This is a genomic window from Ralstonia sp. R-29 (genome assembly GCF_049913345.1).
GTDB lineage: Bacteria > Pseudomonadota > Gammaproteobacteria > Burkholderiales > Burkholderiaceae > Ralstonia.
The window spans coordinates 510,534-529,389 of record NZ_CP184377.1 but is presented as its reverse complement, the minus strand read 5'-3'; the positions used below and the strand labels follow the sequence as shown (position 1 = coordinate 529,389).

Sequence of the window (18,856 nt, the reverse complement as noted above, 5' to 3'; positions counted from 1 at the left end):
ATGTCGCGCAAAAACCATGTAGCGGGCGGGACGGGCGAGCCAGACACTCGCCCAAGCATCGCGGGGAGACACGCATGCGCATCCTGATTGCCGAAGACGACGCCACCCTGGCCGACGGGCTCACACGCTCGCTGCGCCAGGCCGGCTATGCCGTCGACCAAGCCTCCGATGGGGCCACCGCCGATGCTGCGCTCTCTGCGCAGACGGCCCAGACCTATGACCTGCTGATCCTCGACGTGGGCCTGCCGCGCATGTCGGGGCTAGAGGTGCTCAAACGCCTGCGCTCGCGCGGGGCAATGCTGCCGGTGCTGATCCTGACCGCCGCCGACAGTGTGGAAGAGCGCGTCAAGGGTCTGGACCTGGGCGCTGATGATTACATGGCCAAGCCATTCGCGCTCTCTGAGCTGGAAGCACGCGTGCGGGCGCTGGTGCGGCGCGGCGCAGGCGGCGGGGCCACGCTGATCCGCCACGGGCCGCTCGCGTTCGATCAGGTCGGGCGCATCGCTTATATCCACGATCAGTTGGTCGAATTGTCGGCGCGCGAGATCGGCCTGCTGGAGATTCTGCTCGCCCGCGTAGGCCGGCTCGTCTCGAAGGAACAGTTGGTCGACCACCTGTGCGGTTGGGGCGAGGAAGTCAGCAACAACGCCATCGAGGTCTACATTCACCGGCTGCGCAAGAAGATCGAGGTGGACGGCATCCGCATCGCCACCGTGCGCGGGCTGGGCTACTGCCTGGAACGCGCGGCCGCACCCACCCCCGCTGCAACCGCCGCCCATGGGTGATCGGCTGGCTTGGCCGTGGCGCCGTCCTCGCGCACCGCAGCCTGACCCTGCCAGTGCGGCGCCCCAGGCGGACGACCGCGACCTCGCCGATACCCTGCCCCACCTCGAAGACGACGCCACCCGGCCCGTCGCGCGCTCGCTCTTCGGCGAGATTCTCGACTGGATGCTCGCGCCGCTGCTGTTGCTCTGGCCGATGAGCATTGCGGTGACGTACCTCGTGGCCAAGTCGATTGCGAACGCGCCGTACGACCGCGCGCTGGAATCGAGCGCGATCGTGCTCAGCCAGCAATTGCGCGAAGTGAACGGGCGCGTAACGCTGCAGTTGCCGATTTCCGCGCGGGAAATTCTGCGGGCGGATGAGACGGACAACATCTATTACCAAGTGCTCGGCACGAACGGCGAGTTCGTCTCCGGCGACCGCGACCTGCCGCTGCCGCCCGAGGAAGACACCGGTGCCGGTGGCCTCGTGCAGTTGCGCGACGATCGGATCCATGGCGCGGACATCCGCGTGGCCTATACGTATGTGCAGCGCCCAGGCATCGACGGCGGCAAACCGGCGCTGGTACAGGTGGCAGAGACGCTCGACAAGCGCGCGCAACTGGCCAACGAAATCATCAAGGGCGTGATCCTGCCGCAGTTCGTGATCCTGCCGCTGGCCGTCATCCTCGTCTGGTTCGGGCTCACGCGCGGGCTGGCGCCGCTCAATGCAATCCAGGAGCGTATTCGCGCGCGTAACCCGGGCGACACGAGCCCCATTGATGAAGGCGCAGCGCCGCAAGAACTGACGCCGCTAGTGGCGTCATTCAATGATCTGCTGGGGCGGCTGGAGCAATCGGTGCAGACACAGAAGCGCTTCATTGCCGATGCGGCACATCAGATGAAGACGCCGCTGGCGGGTCTGCGCATGCAAGCCGAATTGGCCCAGCGTGAACAATCGCCGGACGAACTGCGCCGCACACTCGCGCATATCGCTGACAGCTCGGACCGCACCGCGCACCTCGTCAAGCAACTGCTCTCGCTGGCGCGCATGGAGAACATGGGTGCGACCGATGGCATGGTGCCGCTGGACATTTGCGCGCTGTCGCGCCAAGTCGTGGCCGACTGGCTGCCCAAGGCGTGGGCCAAGCAGATCGATCTCGGCTTCGAAGAGCCCGGCCCGCCCGTCATGACGCCCGGCAACGCGACGATGCTTGCCGAGATGCTCAACAACCTGCTCGACAACGCGATCCGCTACACGCCCGACGGCGGGCACATCACGGTGCGCATCACCACGGCGCCGTTCGAGCCGTTCGTCTTTATTGACGTGGACGACACCGGCCCCGGCATTCCCGTGGCCGAGCGGGAACGCGTCATGCAGCGCTTCTATCGCATCCTCGGTACGCAGGCGGAAGGCAGCGGACTGGGCTTGGCCATCGTGCGGGAAATCGTGCAGCAGCATGGCGGCGATATCGAGGTGCTCGATAACGTGTACCAGGCATCGCCGCGGCTGGCGGGCGCGCGTTTTCGCATCACGCTGCACCGCTGCGCGCCGGATGAGGCGCCGAGCGTATGAGCATCACGCCCGGCACCCCAGCACGTCGACGCTGGATCACCAACATGCGCTGGATTGCTGCGCTGCTGGGGATATGGTTTGTGGTGACGTTCGTCGTGGCGTTCTTCGCGCGCGATTTGTCGATGCACATTTTTGGCTGGCCGTTCGCGTATTGGGTGGCCAGCCAAGGGGCGCCCATCGTCTATGTGCTGATCACGGTGCTGTATGCGTGGCGCACCAATCGTGCAGCGGCTGCCGAGGAAGACGCAGAGGCCGCCCACACGCCCCCGACTGAGTCCTCACCGCCGCCGTCGATCTAAGCGACTGTCATGTCGCGCCGAGCTGGCGGAGTTTGACGAAGGCCAGCGCGGCCATCACCGCATCGTTGAGCGCGTCGTGCGCGTCCCACGTTGGCAGTTCGAGCTCGCGCATGAGCGTGGCGAAACGCAGGTCGATGTCGGGATCCCCTTGTTGCCGATACGGCGGCAACTGCTGGAACCGGTAATCGTAGTACAACGCGGAGACTTCGATCCTAGGCTGCGGCAGGCCAATGCCAAGCATAGGCACCAACACGCGATTGAGCATCGCCACATCGAACTCCAGGTAGTAGCCCACCAGCGGCCGGCTGCCGATGAAGTGCAGCAGCGCGCGGATGGCCTGCTCGATCGGCACACCCTCTTCCAAATCGCGTTTGCGCAAGCGATGCACGCAGATGCTCTCTGCACCCACATTGCGCTGCGGCTTGATGAGCAATTCCAGGCGTTCACTCGTCAGCACGCGGTTGCCAACAATGCGAACCGCGCCGATGGAAATGATCTCGTCGGTGCGCACATTCAGGCCAGTGGTTTCGCAATCGAGCGCGACCCATTCGTCAGCAGGCGGCGTGTCGAACAGGAAGCGGAACGCCGGATCACGCAGCTTGCGCAACAGGCGGCGCCTTTGCAGCGCATCTCGCCAGTCGGAAAACAGCGTCGTCATGATGGCCTGCGCGCAGTTACATCCATTCGGTGCGCCAGCGCTGCCGCAACAGCGCCTTGAAGCGCTTGACCGCGCTCAGCGCATCCTTGAGCAGATCCCGCTCCAACGACGACAGGTGCGACAGATGCACATCACCCGACACCGGCTGATGCGCGTCGATGTCTGCCAACCCCGCCTTGAGCCGCAACGTCATCAGGAAGTGCAGGCTTTCACGTAGCTCATTGGCCATCTGCGCGTCGATCGCTTGCGCACGCACCAGCGCTTCCAGACGCGGCACGGTGCCGGTCTCGTCGAGCAGGTGGTGCGCCAGCGCAAGGCTGCGCACGCCGTGAACGATGGGGAAAATGCCTTCCTTCTTCACGTCGAGTACGGGGTCGGCATCGCCCAATCCGAGCAGGCGATCGCGCCAGCCCGAGGCCGTGCTAAAGGCTTCAATGGCAGCGGAAAAACGGCCGAGTACGGCGTCGTTGTCGAGCGTCAGGTCCAGCAAGGTGCGACGCAGTTGCTTGAGCAAGGTGGCATCGCCGCACACGGCGTGCGCATCAAAGAAGATCGCGAGCTGCATCAGGCCTTCCGGGCTCGGCAGGATCAGCCATTCACGGATGCGCCGAGCGAAGTCGCTTGCGCTCATGCACCACTCTGGCCGGCTGAGCATGATGCCGCCCGGGCACGGTGGGTAACCAAACGCGGCGAGCGCTTCGGAGAAACGTTCGACGATCTGCTGCAAGTCGGGCGGTGGCACGTAGCCGTCGCGCAGCACCAGGGCGTTGTCCTGATCGGTCTTGAGCAGTTGCTCGCCCCGCCCCTCGCTGCCCATGACGAACAGGCAGCTGTTGGCGACAAGATCCGGCGGCGCAATCATCTGCCACGCGCGCTCAAACAGGCGCGCGTTGATTTCGCGCACGAGGTGGGCGATGTGGTCCACACGTGAGCCGCCACGCAGGAGCAGCGCCACCATCCGCGTGATCTGCGCGGCCACCTGCGCGAGTGCGTCGAGATCCTGCGCGAGGTTGATCTGCACGGTCAGCAGATACGAGTGGTTGGCCAGAAAGCTGAACACATCCAGCGATTCCAGCAGGCCGACAATCGCATCATCACGCGTGACGACGAGGCGGTGCACGCGATGGCGCAGCATCAGGGTCAGCGCATCGCCGATCTGCGCGGAAGCGGGCACGGTGATGAGCGAAAACTGGCTCATCTGGCCGACCGGCAAACGATCGAGCGGCGTGCCATGGAGGATGGCGCGCTGCAAGGAACTGCGTGTAAAGATGCCCACGCGCGGCGGACTGCAGGCACCGTCACGTACCAGCACGTTCGACGTGTTGTGCGCCTGGAACAGCTCGACCACGGAGACGACATCCGTGTCCGCATCCACAAAATGGGCGGGCCGGATAAACGCATCGCTCACGCGGGACACCGCCAGCGACTGCATCGTTTCCAGGCTCTGCCGCTGCGCGATGGCGCTGAGCTTGCTGCCGAGATCTGAGAACAGCAGTGCCCCAAATGTGGCATTGGCGGCAATGAGGTCGCGCACCGCCTGGCGCGCGATTTGATAGGCGACGACTTCTTCAGTGGCGACGAAGCGGCTGCTGGCCTTGCCCGCGACCAGCGCGCGGCCGTCGAAGCAATCGTCGGGGCCATAGGTGGCGACCAACTCGTCGCCATCGTATTGGGCAACGCCGCCCTTGATGATCACAAACAGGTACAGCGGTGCCGCGCCCACATCGAGAATGACGTCGCCTTCTGGGTAATAGCCGATGTCGACGGCGTCATGCACCAGGCGCCGTTCGTCCTGGCTCAGGCAATCGAACGGCCAGACGGAGAAGTTGAATGTGCTGGGCATGGTGGCTGCAGAGGGTGGGCGACGCGATGCATCGCCCTGCCCTCGCTCAGCGTGCCGTGCTCGCTCAGTGGCCCGATGCGCCAGCCGCGCCGAGGCCCGTTTCGGAGCGCACCTGCTGCGCGGCGAACGACGCCTTCTCGTTCTTGGCACGCACGCTGGTGTCCAGCACCGAGAAGAGCCACACGCCAACGAAGCCGATCGTCATGGAGAACAGCGCGGGCGAGGTGTACGGGAACCACGCCGAGCCCTTCGGATAACCGAGCGTGGCTTCCCACACCGACGGCGACACGATCGTCAAACCCACCGACGAGATCAAGCCCAGGAAGCCACCGATGACCGCGCCACGGGTGGTGCAGCCCTTCCACAGCATCGACAGGAACAGCACCGGAAAGTTGGCTGACGCCGCCACCGCAAACGCCAGCGACACCATGAAGGCGATGTTCTGCTTCTCGAAGGCAATGCCCAGGAGCACAGCGATCACGCCTAGCACCAGCGTGGTGATGCGCGACACACGCAGCTCATCGGCGCTGTTGGCTTTGCCGTGCTTGAAGACCGTGGCATACAGGTCATGCGACACCGCCGAAGCGCCCGACAGCGTGAGCCCTGCCACCACCGCCAGGATCGTGGCAAACGCCACGGCCGAGATGAAGCCGTAGAACACATCGCCGCCCACCGATTTGGCCACCAGCACTGCAGCCATATTGGCCGTGCCCGCACCGCCCTTGATCACACCCTTGGCCACATCGGACAGCTCGGGGTTCGTCAGCACCAGCGTGATCGCGCCGAAGCCGATGATGAAGATCAGGATGTAGAAGTAGCCGATCCAGGTGGTCGCCCAGAACACCGATTTACGCGCTTCCTTGGCGTCCGGCACCGTAAAGAAACGCATCAGGATGTGCGGCAGCCCAGCCGTGCCGAACATCAGCGCCATGCCGAACGAGATGGCAGAAATCGGATCCTTGATGAAGCCGCCCGGCGACATTACCGACAGGCCGATCTTGGCAGCCTCGTCGGGCGATTTGCCGGCGTTGGCGGCAATCGCCGTCTTCACCTCAACCGCCTTGGCAAACAGCGCTTCCGGGCTGAAACCGTATTGCGCCAGCACCATGATCGCCATGAACGTCACACCCGCCAGCAGCAGGCAGGCCTTGATGATCTGCACCCAGGTCGTGGCCGTCATGCCGCCAAACAGCACGTAGACCATCATCAGCGCGCCGACGATGACCACGGCAATCCAGTAGTCCAGGCCAAACAGCAACTTGATGAGCTGACCGGCACCGACCATCTGCGCGATCAGGTAGAACGCCACCACGACCAGCGTGCCCACCGCGGCAAAGCTGCGGATCGGGCCTTGCTCGAAGCGATAGCCCGCCACATCGGCAAAGGTGAACTTGCCCAGGTTGCGCAGCCGCTCGGCCATCAGGAAGGTGATGATGGGCCAGCCGACCAGAAAGCCGATCGAGTAGATCAGCCCGTCATAGCCCGAGGTCATGACGGCTGCGGAAATGCCCAGGAACGACGCCGCCGACATGTAGTCGCCGGAGATCGCCAGGCCATTCTGGAAGCCGGTGATGCCGCCGCCCGCCGTGTAGAAATCCGCCGCCGAGCGCGTGCGCTTGGCCGCCCACTTGGTGATCCACAGCGTGCCTGCCACGAAGAGCGCAAACAACACGATGGCGGTGGTGTTGGTGGCCTGCTTGGCGGTCTGTCCAACATCGCCGCCGGCGGCGAACACCGCACCACAAGCGCCAGCGGCAAGCAGCGCCACCAGCATCGTTGAAAAATGCTTCTTCATTTGGCGATGTCCTTCAGGATGTCCTGCGTCAGTTGGTCGTATTCGCTATTCGCGCGGCGCACGTAAATGCCCGTAATGACGATGGTGAACACGATCACCGCCATGCCCACCGGCACCCCTACGCTCATCACGCCAGCGCCCAAGGGCTTGGCGAGAAACGGCTTGTCGAATGCGATCAGCGCGATGTAGCCGTAGTACACGACCAGCATCAGCACCGTCAGAACGAGGCCGAGCTTGTTGCGCCGTTGCTTGAGTTGCGCATATTTCGGATGCGCCTCGATTTTTCCTACCAATGAATCCATCGCCTGTCTCCTCTATCTCTCTTGGAACGAGTGCGCCGATTCTTATTGGCGAAACTGACTGAACTCTTACTCGGCCTCCCTTCAATGGCTTTCCACCGATAGTGGTTTTCCCTAGCGATGCGGACGGCCGTGCTGCCCGCTGCGATGCCGCGGTGTTTCAGATTGCGCGGAAGAGCGACATCAGCAGCGTGCGATTTTTGTGCGTATGCACATTGGCAGCGCTCTCAATTGCGTTGTGGCCCGCAGCGCATTTGGGTTGTGTTGGATGATGCAACGCACTAGACACAGCGGCGAACCTGCAGCGTCATCTCGCGTGCTTGAAATACCCAAGTCTTTGATTTTGTTGGGATCGCGGAGGGTTCGTGGCGCACGCGACGCACATCCCTTTGTCAGAACGCCGTAAGTTTCGCTTTCCACAATCGTTCACAGTTCTGCGGGCGCCCGTGTTGCGTTGTCATGTCCATGCCCAGCGGGATGATCCAAAAAATCAGGAGACAACATGGCAACCGTGCAAAGTGCACCGAATGCGCCCGCCGGGCGCATGCAGCCCGCGCCCATGACACGAGAGGAGAAGAAGGTCATCTTCGCCTCGTCACTGGGGACGGTGTTCGAATGGTACGACTTCTATCTCTACGGGTCGCTGGCCGCCATCATCGCCAAGCAGTTCTTCTCGGGGCTGGACCCGACGGCGGCATTCATCTTTGCGCTGCTGGCGTTTGCGGCGGGCTTTCTGGTGCGCCCGTTCGGCGCGCTGGTGTTCGGCCGCCTGGGCGACATGATCGGGCGCAAGTACACGTTCCTGATCACCATCGTGATCATGGGTACGTCAACGTTCATCGTCGGTCTGCTGCCCTCGTACAGCACGATTGGCGTGGCTGCGCCGGTCATCCTGATCGCGCTGCGCATGCTGCAGGGCCTGGCGCTGGGCGGTGAGTACGGCGGCGCTGCCACGTACGTTGCCGAACACGCACCGCACGGTCGCCGTGGTGCCTACACGTCGTGGATCCAGACCACCGCCACGCTGGGCCTGTTCCTCTCGCTGATCGTCATCCTTGTGGTGCGTGAGCTGACCGGCAAGTCGTTCGACGATTGGGGCTGGCGCATTCCGTTCCTGGTGTCGATCCTGCTGCTTGCCACGTCGGTGTATATCCGCCTGTCGATGAGCGAATCGCCGGCATTCCAGAAGATGAAGGCCGAGGGCAAGACCTCCAAAGCCCCGCTGACCGAATCCTTCGGCCAATGGCGCAACCTGAAGATCGTGATCCTGGCGCTGATCGGGCTCACCGCTGGTCAGGCCGTAGTCTGGTACACGGGCCAGTTCTACGCGCTCTTCTTCCTCACGCAAGTGCTGAAGGTGGACGCGTTCACGGCCAACGTGCTGATTGCGGTGGCGCTGGCCATCGGCACGCCGTTCTTCGTGTTCTTCGGCTCGCTGTCGGACCGCGTCGGCCGCAAGTGGATCATCATGGGTGGGTGCCTGCTGGCCGTGCTGACGTACTTCCCGCTGTTCAAGGCGCTCACGCACTACGCCAACCCGGCACTGGAGCGCGCGCAGCAAACTGCGCAGATCGTCGTCAAGGCCGATCCGAAGGAATGCTCGTTCCAAGGCAGCCCGATCGCCCGGGAAGTGGATTTCCGCTCGTCCTGCGACATCGCCAAGCGCACGCTGGCGCAATCGTCGGCCAGCTATGAGTCGGAAGACGCCCCCGCCGGCACCGTCGCCACGGTGACGATCGCCGGCCGGGAGATCGCCTCGCTCAACGCCAGCCGCACGGCCGACGGCCAGGCATTCGACGCCGACAGCAAGACCAAGATCGCCGACTTCAAGAAGCAGGTGGCGGAATCGCTCAAGGCGGCCAACTACCCGACCAAGGCCGATCCGGCCCAGATGAACACGGTCATGGTGCTGGTGATCCTGGTGATCCTGGTGATCTACGTAACCATGGTCTACGGGCCAATCGCGGCGATGCTGGTGGAGCTGTTCCCGACGCGCATCCGGTACTCGTCGATGTCGCTGCCGTATCACATCGGCAACGGCTGGTTCGGGGGGCTGCTGCCGACCATCTCGTTCGCCCTGGTGGCGCAGAACGGCAATATCTATCACGGGCTGTGGTACCCGATCTGGATCGCCGCCATTACCTTCGTGATCGGCGCGCTGTTCGTACGGGAGACCAAGGATGTGGATATTTATCGCAACGATTGACGAAGGGGGTTGACACATCCTCAGAAACCGGTAGAATCCCGCTTCTTCGGCGAATTAGCTCAGTCGGTTAGAGCGACGGAATCATAATCCGCAGGTCCGGGGTTCGAGTCCCTGATTCGCCACCAAATACCAAAAAGCCCTGCTTCGGCAGGGCTTTTTGCTTTTCTGCCGTCCCTTCTCGGCCGGCCTCCGCTGTCGCTCCCTGCTGGCCGCGATCCTCCTCCCCGACAGCAAATCTGGCATGCGGGCAGCACAGCGTCGATACTTCTGCACGCCCGCCACTCAACCAGCACACCAACCCGGAGCCCGCATGACCCGATTTGCCACGCTTATCACCACGGTCGCCGTCGCTGGCATGGCCGCATGCACCACTGCCGGCACCGAACCTGTCCCGACCGGAAAAGACATCGCCATGACCGATCCCACGCACGCCGGCGGCACATGCCACGCACCGACAACGGACGACGCACTCATCGGCAAATCGGAGCAGGAAGCCACGGCGCTGCTGGCCGGCTGCCTCTGGCGCATCAGCGAGCGCGACGGCAAAGCGCTGCCGGGCACGATGGACTACCGTGAAGAACGCCGAAACCTCGGCCTACAAAACGGCAAGGTGATCTGGGTGCGTCGCGGCTAAAGCGCGCTCCTACGCAACGGCCTCGGCCTGCGCAGGCGTCGAGGCGGCAACACCGAGCACCCACTCTGTCGTCAACGCGGGCTGTGTCACGGGCAGCATGTGCCCGCCTTCCACCACGCGCAGATTCACTCGGTCGAGCTTCTGCTTGAGCGCCTCGCCCTGGCGTTTGACGTTTAGGATGCGGTCGCCCCGGCCGTACAGCACGTCCACAGGCACTGCCATCGACGCATAGCGACGCTCCATGTCCGGCAGATCCTCCGGCGCGGAAACCAGATCCGACGACGCCGCATAGAACACCTGCGGGCGCAGTCCCAGCAAGCCACCACCCTTGAACGGAAAATCCTTCGGCATCGATTCCGGCGCGAACACAGCTTCGACGGCCTTGCGCGAATTCACAATCGACAGGGGAATCGCCAGCGTCCACGACACCAGCCGGCGCACCAGCGGCGACGGCAGCACCAAGCCGCCGAACGCGCCCGGCGGTGCGTTTTCGGCGTGCGTCAGCGGCGCAATCAACGCGAGGCGGCGAACCAGGCGCGGATGATTCAGCCCCACCGCCAGCGCAATCGCGCCACCCAGCGAATGCCCGACCAACACGGGCTTGTCGAGCCCGAGTGCCTCGATGCACTGCGCGACCACGCGTGCCTGGGCGTAGATGTTGGCAGTGGAATCGGCCCCGCGCGCGGAGCGGCCAGAACCGGGCCGGTCGATCGCAATCACGCGGTGGGACTGCGCCAGCCGCTCCAAATCCAGGTAGGCGAAGTTACGCAGATTGCCGCACAGGCCATGCACGAGCACGATGGCCGGGCCCTGGCCGCGATCGACGTAGTGCACGCGGTCACCGCCCACGTCGATGAACTGGCCTTCCGGGGGAAAGCCCTTCACAACACGGCGGGCGATGAAGAACGTGAACGCAACCGGCGCCGCAAGCACCAGCCCAATCACCAACAGGACAATTTGGGTCACAGTGTTCTCGCTTCGTTAGGCAGGTTGCTCAGCACCGGCCGGCTGCGCGCGGCGCTCGAATTGCATGGCGCTATCCGCAAGCGTGCCGAACTTGAGCATCAGCACATCCCGCGCGTAGTTTTGATACGACTTCCACGGCTGCTTCGTGCCCTGCTTGGGCAGGATGGATGCGGCGCGCTGGATGTAGCCCGAGGTTAGGTCGACGGCGGGTTCGCGGCCCATGGCTTCATCGTCAAGACGTGGCATGCACGTATCAAACCCATTGGCCTGCATGTGATTGAGCAAGCGGCAGACGTACTGTGCAATCAGCTCCGCCTTGAGCGTCCACGAGGCATTGGTGTAGCCGAACGATGACGCGAGGTTCGGCACGCCGCTGTACATCATGCCCTTGTACGACACCGTATCCGCCAGGTTCACCGGACGACCGTCGATCGTGATGGACGCCCCGCCCAGCACCTTCAGCTTGAGCCCGGTCGCGGTGACGATCACGTCTGCATCAAGATGCGCACCGCTCTTGAGTTGCAGGCCCGTGGCCGTAAAGTGCGCGATCTCATCGGTGGCGATGGACGCCTTGCCCGCACGGATCGTCTTGAACAGATCGCCATTCGGCACGAGGCAGAGGCGCTGGTCCCACGGGTTGTAGTGCGGCGTGAGGTGCTTGCGCACGTCGAATTCGGGGCCCAGCTGCTTGCCCGCCATGCGGATGATGAAATCCTTGAACGTCTTGGGCTTGCGGCGCGCCAGGCTGTAGAAGTACATCGTCAGCAGCACGTTCTTGGTGCGCACGAGGCGATGCGCGAGCCCCGACGGCAGCCAGCGTCGCAGCATGTTGGCCACGGCGTCTTGCTCCGGGCGCGACACGATATAGGTGGGCGAGCGCTGCAGCATCGTCACGTGCCGCGCCGTCTCGGCCATGGCGGGCACCAGCGTGACGGCCGTCGCGCCGCTGCCGATCACGACCACGCGCTGGTCGGCGTATGACAGATCGCTCGGCCAATGCTGCGGATGCACGATGCGGCCCTGGAACCGGTCCATGTCGGGCCACGTCGGCGCATGACCTTCTGCATAGTCGTAGTAGCCGCTGCACATGTAGAGGAACTTGCAGGTGAAGCGCACTGGCTCCTCACGGGTGCCGCTGGTGCCATCACTGCGCAAAGCCTGCACGGTCCAGCGCGCAACGGACGAATCCCAGCTGGCGCCCGTCACCTTGTGGCGGAAGCGGATCGACTTGTCGATGCCGAATACGCGTGCGGTATCGCGGATGTAGTCGAGGATGGTCTGGCCATCGGAGATGGCCTTGTCGCTGTGCCACGGGCGGAAGCTGTAACCCAGCGTGAACATGTCGGAGTCGGAGCGGACGCCAGGGTAGCGGAACAAGTCCCACGTGCCGCCGATGGTTTCGCGCCCTTCCAAGATGGCGAAGCGCGCCGAGGGGCAGCGCTCTTGCAGGTGATACGCGGCGCCCACGCCGGAAAGGCCGGCCCCGACGATCAGCACGTCGAAGTCCGTGTCAGGCACTGCGTACGCGGTGGTCGTCTCCATGTGGTCCGGTCTCCTGTTGGCGGCGCGGCGGATTTCGCCTTAAATGTGGTGTGCGTTGTCACCAATTTAATTTTCAGGCGCCCTAACGTCAAATTGGGAAATGGAGAAAACATTTGAAACGGCCAGAAAAGGCCGCCCGTATGGGGGTGTGGCGTCAGAGGCGCGTGCCGCGGAGCGCCGCGATGCGCTGATCTGCGCAGCCACGCAAGTCTTCGGCACGGTGGGATTCCGCAAGACCACGGTGCGTGCCGTGTGCCAAGCGGCGAAGCTCAATGACCGCTATTTCTACGCTGCATTCGAGAGCCTGGAAGCCCTGCTGCGCGCCACCTATCAGCACCACGCCGAACACCTGCGTGCGGATGTCTCGCAAGCCATTGCGGGCGTCGAGGGGAGCCTGGAAGCCCGTATCGATGCGGGCTTGCACGCGTTCTTCGCCTTCCTGCGCGATCCCTGCGCTGCGCGCGTACTGCTGCTGGAGGTGATGGGCGTGAGCCCCGAAACCGATGCGACGTACCAGCGCAACCTGCTGGAGTTCGGCAAGCAAATCATGACGCTCGCCCTGCCGTCCGGCACGGAGGGCGCCGATGTCCGCGCCGACGCCCGCATCCTCGGCCTCGCGCTCGTAGGCGCCATGACCAACGTGGGCGCCGCTTGGCTGCTGACCGGCTATCGTGATCCCGAAGACACCATGGTCCGCAACTGCCGCCGCGTCCTACTCGGCACGCTGCACGCAACGACACTAGGCTGACCACGCGAACTGCCTTAACGTGCGCGGCGTATCGTTATCATTTCGGGCAAACGATCCGCCACGCTTTCCTTTCATGACTGCACCCCGCTCGCTGCGCATCGGCATTGCCGGCGCAGGCAACGCCGGCCTTGCCGCCGCCATTGCATTTGCCCGCCAGGGACACGATGTCCACGTCTTCGAAAAACATCCGCAACTGACCGCCATGGGCGCGGGCCTGTTGATCCAGCCGCAGGGTATCCGCGCGCTGGAGGCCCTCGGCGTGGGCCGCGAGCTGGAAGGCATTGGCGCGCCAATCGATCGACTGATCGGCCTGAGCCATCGCGGCTGGCGCCTGCTCGACATCGACTACGCCGACGCGCCCGGCCGGGCAGTCACGCGCGCCGCAATCTCCTCGATGTTGTACGACGCCGCTCTACGCGCTGGCGCGATCTTTCACTTCGGCTGCGGCATCGAACAACTGCAACGTGATGGCGCGCAAGCCCACATCACCCATGCGCAGGGCGAATCGACATTCGACCTGTTTGTGATTGCCGATGGCGCGGCCTCCTCACTGCGCGAGCCTGCCGGGCTGGCCGGCCCATCGAGCACCTACCGCTGGGGCACGTTGTGGTTTCAAGCGTGGACTGAAGGATGGGATGCGCGCGTGCTGCATCAACGCTTTCGCGGCACGCGCGAGATGATGGGCCTGTTGCCCACCGACGTGGATGGCACCCGCACGCGCCTGTCGATGTTCTGGAGCCTGCGCGCCGACGCCGTGCAAGCCTGGCGTCAGAGCGACATCGCCCAGTGGAAAGCGCACGTGCTGAGCCTCTGGCCCCAGGCAGCGCCCGTGGTCGAGCAGATACGCTCGCACGATGATCTGTCGTTCGCCGTCTACCGCCACACGTGGCCGCGCGCGCTTGCCAAGCCGCCCTTCTGCGTGATCGGTGACGCCGCCCACGCGATGAGCCCGCAACTCGGTCTGGGCGCCACACTGGCCGCGCAGGATGCATTGGCTTTGGCCTCATGCGTGCAAGCACATGGCGCCACCGATGGCGCGCTCGCTTACCACGCACGCCGGCTGCGCACCGTGCAGGCTTACCAGACGCTCAGCCGCGCGCTCACGCCGTGCTTCCAGGCGCAATACGGCGGGTGGATGCGCGACGTGGTGTTCGCCACCGGCCTGCGTATCCCGGGCGTTACCTGGCTGATGAAGCGCAGCCTGGCGGAGCCGCCCGCACGCGATGCCGCATTTACCGCCGCCCCTGCCAGCGAAGATCCCCAGGCATAACGCCACCAACCCCAGTCCATGCATCTGCTACAGACGTTCCTGCCTGAACCCCAGTTCAGCGAGCAGCATCAAATCCGCATCGACGCGGCGCCGGGCCGCGTGCTGGACATGGTGCCGCAATTGGACGTAGCGGGCTTCCCGCTCGTGAAGTTATTTCTGGAGTTGCGTGCCGTGCCCGCGCGCATTGCCGCCGCACTGGGCAAGCCTGTCGGCGAACGCCGTGTCGATGCGGGTTTCGGCTTGCACGAGTTCATACCGCTTGGCCGCGATGCAGATCGCGAACTCGCTTTCGGGCTGATCGGCCGCTTCTGGGAGCCGACCGCTGGGCTCATCCGCGTCAACGCCGATGCATTCCGCGCATTTTCAACGCCCGGCGTGCCCAAACTGGTGATGACGTTTGTTGCCGAGCCAGACGGCGCCGGCACGCGGCTGACTACGCGCACCTGCGTGTACTGTCCGGATGCCGCATCGCGACGCCGCTTTACGCCGTATTGGCTGTTGATTCGCCTGCCAAGCGGGCTGATCCGCCGGACGATACTGCGGCGGATCAAGCAGCTTGCCGAAACGCCGGCTGCCCCACTTACACGTCCAGAATAACCAGCGTGCCCGCGCTGCCCGCATCCACGCTGTGCGGCACACCGGCCGGCACCACGTAGACCTCCCCGCGCGACACCGTCACCGGCGCGCCGTGAATACGCAAGCGCAATTCGCCGTCGATGACCAGCAAGCCTTCCGCGTAGTCGTGTACCTCGTCGGGATACGGCGTGCCATCCATGCGCAGCACCTTGAAGTTGCCGCCGCCAAATCGCTCCAGCACGCGCGACGACCACGCTTGCGGCAGCGCATCCGCAACGGCAATGAGGTTGACAAGCGACACACCGGCCTCGGCAGAAAAATGGAATGCCGCGAGCATACCAGCGGCCACCATGTAAAACGGGCGACGCCGCTTTCCCGCAACGTCGCCCGATGCGTGGGTTGACCGGTGTGCGCTTATTCGTCGTACGCCATCGCGTCGGTGTCGGCCAGCGCGCCCATGTCATCCACCGGCTTGAGGTGGTCCAGGCGATAACCGTGCTTGTACACCGCCACCAGGCGCACTTCGTTCACCGGCTCGATGTTCAGCTTCATCCGGATGCGCGAAACGTGGCTGTCGATCGTGCGCGTGTATTCCGACGAATTGCGGCCCCACACCTGCCCGAAGATGTGGTCACGCGACAGCGTGCGGCCCACGTTCGAGAATAGCAGCAGCGCGAGCTGGAACTCGATCCCTGTCAGCGTGACCGGCTCGCCGTGCAGCGTGACCTGCTGGCGCTGCGGGTTGAAGTGATACGGCCCCACATCAAACGGCAGGCGGCCATACGGAATCGGATACGCACGGCGCAGCAGCGCATCGACGCGCGCACGCAGCTCGGGAATACGGAACGGCTTGGCGATGTAGTCATCCGCGCCTTGCGTGAGCGCGCGCACGAGGCTCTTCTCGCCTTCTTCGGCCGTGACGAACAGGATCGGCAACACATCCTTGTGGCGGCTGCGCACCACGCTCAGCACGTCAATGCCGAGCATGCCCGGCGTATGCCAGTCGAGAATCAGCATGTCGTACGAAGAACGGCCGAGCATGCGCAGCAGCGTCGCGCCGTCGGTATAGGTCACCACGTCGTGGCCCGATTGGGACAGGATCTGGACGATGACTTCGCTCTGGAAGGGATCGTCTTCAAGCAAGGCGATTCGCATGTTTGGCTCCATGAATATTGCGCACATGCGTGCCGGGATGGCGGGGGTACAAATTGCACCCAATCAGTCGCGGCATAGCGCGATCCGTTGCATGTGTTACGTGTCTGCAATTTTCATGGCGAGGTTTGCTACGAACCATGAGAAGAGTCCTAATTTGTGAAGACCTTGAAACACCCTGACCCGTGTGCGTTAGCGAAAATCGGGCAAAAAAAAGCCCGGACAACGAGGTCCGGGCGGCGGTGTTTCCCACAACGTGACGGGATCAGAAACACCCAAGGGTCGCGTATGCCGAACACACTGCAACACACCGGGGGGACGCGCTGCAGTGCTTCACGGGGGTGACGTCAAGGAGGGTCCGACGTACTTGTCCGGCACACGAATGCGCATGATGCCGTGCGATGCGCACTGCCGGATCAACCGTGACAACATTTGACCAACCATCCCGCCGGTGGAACAGCCGTGTCTTAGGTGGGATCCGCGTTTTCCAGCTCTTGCCGAATCGACTCCGTCAGCATGTCGATCAACAGGCGAACGCGCTTGGGCACGAAGCGCGCAGAGGGCGTGACGAGATTGATGGGCTCGCCGCTGGTGGCGTAATCGGGCAGCACGCGCACCAAGCGCGGCAGTGGCGCATTGGCACGCGCCACGGCGCTCGCATAGAGGGGCAGCGGGCCGATGCCGGCGCCGGACGCGATGAGTGTTTCCAGATACGAGAGGCTATCGGCATTCAACCGTGCGCGTACCGCGACCGTTTTCAGGCCATCGGGGCCGACCAGGCGCCATTGCGTTTCGCCGCGGCCGGTGCCGCGAAAGTCGAGGCAGCAATGGTCGGCCAGCGCCTGCACGGTCTGCGGCGCACCGCGCTTTTGCAGGTAATCGGGTGACGCGAACAGACCAATACGCAGCACGCCCAGCGGCCGTGCGACCAGCGAGCTATCGGCGAGGCGACCCACGCGCACAGCGAGATCAAAGCCTTCCTGTACAAGATCGACATTGCGCGGCGTCAGTACCACGTCCAAATCGATATCCGGATACTGCTGCATGAAGCGCGCCGCCACCGGGGCGACAAGTAAGCGCCCGACATCTTCGGAGGAGGTGATCCGCACCTTGCCGCGCGGCAGATCCTGCAATTCCCCGGCGCAGGTCGTGGCGCGTTCGATCTCTTCCAGCGCCTGGGACGCCACTTGGTATAGGCTCTGCCCCGCGTCAGTGAGATGCAAGGTGCGGGTGGTGCGCTGTAACAGTCGCACGTTCAAATCTTGTTCGAGCGCAGCAATGCCCCGGCTGACGGACGATTTGGGCAAATCCAGTCGCGTCGCCGCTGCGGTGAAGCTGCCCGCTTCAACCACGCGCACGAACAGCGCCAGTTGGTTCAAATCCATGGTTTCCTCCTGTAATGGGCGCGCTCGCCGGCTGTGGTTTTGATTGTCTCGCCGGGAGCAACATTTTTTCCCACAATAACCGACTAGTGCAGACGGGGCAACCACCCTACATTTGCGGTATGACAAATCCCCGATTCCAGGAGAACAACATGGAAACCCTCGCACAACCGCAAGTACAGCAAGTGCAACGTGCTCGCCGTGTGGAGCGCCTCGTCACCGGCCGGCCGACGTCGGACGGTGCGGGCGTGAAGCTCACGCGCGTGCTGACGAACAACCTGCAACGCCGGCTCGATCCCTTCCTGATGCTCGACGCGTTCCGCAGTGATGACCCGAACGACTACCTGGCCGGCTTCCCCGATCACCCGCACCGCGGCTTTGAAACGGTGACGTACATGATCGCGGGCCGCATGCGCCACCGCGACAGCGCCGGCAACGAAGGCCTGCTGCAACATGGCGGCGTGCAGTGGATGACCGCCGGCAGCGGCGTCGTGCACTCCGAGATGCCGGAGCAGGAAGATGGCGTGATGGAAGGCTTCCAGCTCTGGCTGAACCTGCCCGCGCGCGACAAGATGACGACGCCGTGGTACCGCGATATTCCGTCGGCCGAAATTCCCGAGTTCACGACGGAAGATGGCGTGGCGGTGCGCGTGATCGCCGGTGAGTCGCAAGGCGTGCAAGGTGCGATGACGCGGGAAGCGACGCAGCCGCTGTACCTCGACATCACGCTGCCGGCCGGTACATCGTTCGCGCAGCCGCTGCCCGAAAAGCACAACGCGTTTGTCTACGTGTTCCGTGGCAGCGCGCTGGTGGGCGATGCCGATGCCCCGGGCAACGCTGGCCTGCAGCGCGTGGATGACAAGCAGATGGCCATTCTTGCCAACACGGAAGGCAGCGACGGTGTTGTGATCCGCGCGGAGGATGTAGAGACCCGCGTGCTGCTGATCGCAGGCAAGCCGCTGAACGAGTCGATCGCGCAGTACGGCCCGTTTGTGATGAACACGCAGGAAGAGATCTTCCAGGCCGTGCGAGACTTCCAGGCCGGCAAGTTCGCGTAAGGCCACGCTGCAAAACTACTGCGCGGCCCGATCTTGAACCTGTGATGCTCGCCGTACCCGTGTACGGCTGTGCTTCTCGGTTCAACCTCGG

General features: G+C 63.9%; 18 protein-coding genes and 1 tRNA gene. 10 read left to right on the top strand and 9 right to left on the bottom strand.

What is annotated here, in order from left to right; all coding sequences use genetic code 11:
• Nucleotides 1-74 precede the first annotated feature (74 nt).
• From ACN9M1_RS02510 to ACN9M1_RS02500, 3 genes are read left to right on the top strand one after another with little or no spacing between them, the layout of a single operon-like run.
• On the top strand, nucleotides 75-785 hold the full coding sequence (locus ACN9M1_RS02510) for a response regulator (protein ID WP_426397107.1): 711 nt from the start codon (nucleotides 75-77) through the stop codon (nucleotides 783-785).
• Nucleotides 778-2,337: a sensor histidine kinase N-terminal domain-containing protein gene (locus ACN9M1_RS02505; protein WP_426397106.1), complete on the top strand. Its 1,560-nt coding sequence runs from the start codon at nucleotides 778-780 to the stop codon at nucleotides 2,335-2,337. Before ACN9M1_RS02510 ends, ACN9M1_RS02505 begins: the two co-directional genes overlap by 8 nt.
• The gene (locus ACN9M1_RS02500) at nucleotides 2,334-2,636 is read left to right on the top strand and encodes a sodium/substrate symporter small subunit (RefSeq protein WP_426397104.1); all 303 of its coding nucleotides are present in this window, start codon (nucleotides 2,334-2,336) and stop codon (nucleotides 2,634-2,636) included. The genes ACN9M1_RS02505 and ACN9M1_RS02500 overlap by 4 nt, the downstream gene beginning before the upstream one ends.
• Nucleotides 2,637-2,643: 7 nt before the next feature.
• Here the strand turns inward: ACN9M1_RS02500 and ACN9M1_RS02495 are convergent, their stop codons facing one another.
• The 4 genes from ACN9M1_RS02495 to ACN9M1_RS02480 form a co-directional block, all read right to left on the bottom strand.
• Nucleotides 2,644-3,294 (bottom strand): 3'-5' exonuclease, encoded by a 651-nt coding sequence (locus ACN9M1_RS02495; RefSeq protein WP_426397103.1) that lies wholly within the window; start codon nucleotides 3,292-3,294, stop codon nucleotides 2,644-2,646.
• A gap of 16 nt (nucleotides 3,295-3,310) precedes the next feature.
• Nucleotides 3,311-5,137, bottom strand: a complete 1,827-nt coding sequence (locus ACN9M1_RS02490; RefSeq protein WP_426397101.1) for a DUF294 nucleotidyltransferase-like domain-containing protein — start codon at nucleotides 5,135-5,137, stop codon at nucleotides 3,311-3,313.
• Nucleotides 5,138-5,201: 64 nt separating this feature from the next.
• Nucleotides 5,202-6,932, bottom strand: coding sequence for a cation acetate symporter (locus ACN9M1_RS02485; RefSeq protein ID WP_426397099.1), 1,731 nt, complete (start codon nucleotides 6,930-6,932; stop codon nucleotides 5,202-5,204).
• On the bottom strand, nucleotides 6,929-7,234 hold the full coding sequence (locus ACN9M1_RS02480) for a DUF485 domain-containing protein (RefSeq protein WP_426397097.1): 306 nt from the start codon (nucleotides 7,232-7,234) through the stop codon (nucleotides 6,929-6,931). The genes ACN9M1_RS02485 and ACN9M1_RS02480 overlap by 4 nt, the downstream gene beginning before the upstream one ends.
• 499 nt (nucleotides 7,235-7,733) lie before the next feature.
• On the opposite strand from ACN9M1_RS02480, the gene ACN9M1_RS02475 reads away from it, so the two are divergent.
• The 3 genes from ACN9M1_RS02475 to ACN9M1_RS02465 all read left to right on the top strand — a co-directional run bounded on the left by ACN9M1_RS02475 (nucleotide 7,734) and on the right by ACN9M1_RS02465 (nucleotide 10,071).
• Nucleotides 7,734-9,437, top strand: coding sequence for an MFS transporter (locus tag ACN9M1_RS02475; RefSeq protein ID WP_426397095.1), 1,704 nt, complete (start codon nucleotides 7,734-7,736; stop codon nucleotides 9,435-9,437).
• Nucleotides 9,438-9,485: 48 nt separating this feature from the next.
• A tRNA-Met gene (locus ACN9M1_RS02470) sits at nucleotides 9,486-9,562 on the top strand.
• Between the two features lie 287 nt (nucleotides 9,563-9,849).
• Complete coding sequence (locus ACN9M1_RS02465; RefSeq protein WP_426398780.1) at nucleotides 9,850-10,071, top strand: hypothetical protein; 222 nt, start codon at nucleotides 9,850-9,852, stop codon at nucleotides 10,069-10,071.
• Nucleotides 10,072-10,080: 9 nt separating this feature from the next.
• Here the strand turns inward: ACN9M1_RS02465 and ACN9M1_RS02460 are convergent, their stop codons facing one another.
• Complete coding sequence (locus ACN9M1_RS02460) at nucleotides 10,081-11,037, bottom strand: alpha/beta fold hydrolase (protein WP_426397094.1); 957 nt, start codon at nucleotides 11,035-11,037, stop codon at nucleotides 10,081-10,083.
• A gap of 15 nt (nucleotides 11,038-11,052) precedes the next feature.
• Nucleotides 11,053-12,579, bottom strand: a complete 1,527-nt coding sequence (locus ACN9M1_RS02455) for a flavin-containing monooxygenase (protein ID WP_426397093.1) — start codon at nucleotides 12,577-12,579, stop codon at nucleotides 11,053-11,055.
• Between the two features lie 100 nt (nucleotides 12,580-12,679).
• On the opposite strand from ACN9M1_RS02455, the gene ACN9M1_RS02450 reads away from it, so the two are divergent.
• The 3 genes from ACN9M1_RS02450 (at nucleotide 12,680) to ACN9M1_RS02440 (ending at nucleotide 15,194) form a co-directional block, all read left to right on the top strand.
• Nucleotides 12,680-13,327: a TetR/AcrR family transcriptional regulator gene (locus tag ACN9M1_RS02450; protein ID WP_426397091.1), complete on the top strand. Its 648-nt coding sequence runs from the start codon at nucleotides 12,680-12,682 to the stop codon at nucleotides 13,325-13,327.
• 73 nt (nucleotides 13,328-13,400) lie between these two features.
• Nucleotides 13,401-14,597 carry an FAD-dependent oxidoreductase gene (locus ACN9M1_RS02445; RefSeq protein ID WP_426397089.1) on the top strand — a complete coding sequence of 399 codons (1,197 nt, stop codon included), beginning with the start codon at nucleotides 13,401-13,403 and terminating at the stop codon, nucleotides 14,595-14,597.
• Between the two features lie 18 nt (nucleotides 14,598-14,615).
• Nucleotides 14,616-15,194, top strand: a complete 579-nt coding sequence (locus ACN9M1_RS02440) for a hypothetical protein (protein ID WP_426397087.1) — start codon at nucleotides 14,616-14,618, stop codon at nucleotides 15,192-15,194.
• Here the strand turns inward: ACN9M1_RS02440 and ACN9M1_RS02435 are convergent.
• The 3 genes from ACN9M1_RS02435 to ACN9M1_RS02425 all read right to left on the bottom strand — a co-directional run bounded on the left by ACN9M1_RS02435 (nucleotide 15,178) and on the right by ACN9M1_RS02425 (nucleotide 17,710).
• Entirely contained in the window at nucleotides 15,178-15,510 is a 333-nt protein-coding gene (locus tag ACN9M1_RS02435; protein ID WP_426397086.1) for a cupin domain-containing protein, read from the bottom strand. The genes ACN9M1_RS02440 and ACN9M1_RS02435 overlap by 17 nt on opposite strands.
• A gap of 77 nt (nucleotides 15,511-15,587) precedes the next feature.
• On the bottom strand, nucleotides 15,588-16,328 hold the full coding sequence (locus tag ACN9M1_RS02430; protein ID WP_426397084.1) for a response regulator transcription factor: 741 nt from the start codon (nucleotides 16,326-16,328) through the stop codon (nucleotides 15,588-15,590).
• A 464-nt stretch (nucleotides 16,329-16,792) separates the two neighbouring features.
• Complete coding sequence (locus ACN9M1_RS02425) at nucleotides 16,793-17,710, bottom strand: LysR substrate-binding domain-containing protein (protein WP_426397082.1); 918 nt, start codon at nucleotides 17,708-17,710, stop codon at nucleotides 16,793-16,795.
• A 149-nt stretch (nucleotides 17,711-17,859) separates the two neighbouring features.
• Here ACN9M1_RS02425 and ACN9M1_RS02420 point away from each other — a divergent pair, with 149 nt between their 5' ends.
• Nucleotides 17,860-18,765 (top strand): pirin family protein, encoded by a 906-nt coding sequence (locus ACN9M1_RS02420; protein WP_426397080.1) that lies wholly within the window; start codon nucleotides 17,860-17,862, stop codon nucleotides 18,763-18,765.
• The last annotated feature ends 91 nt before the right edge of the window (nucleotides 18,766-18,856 follow it).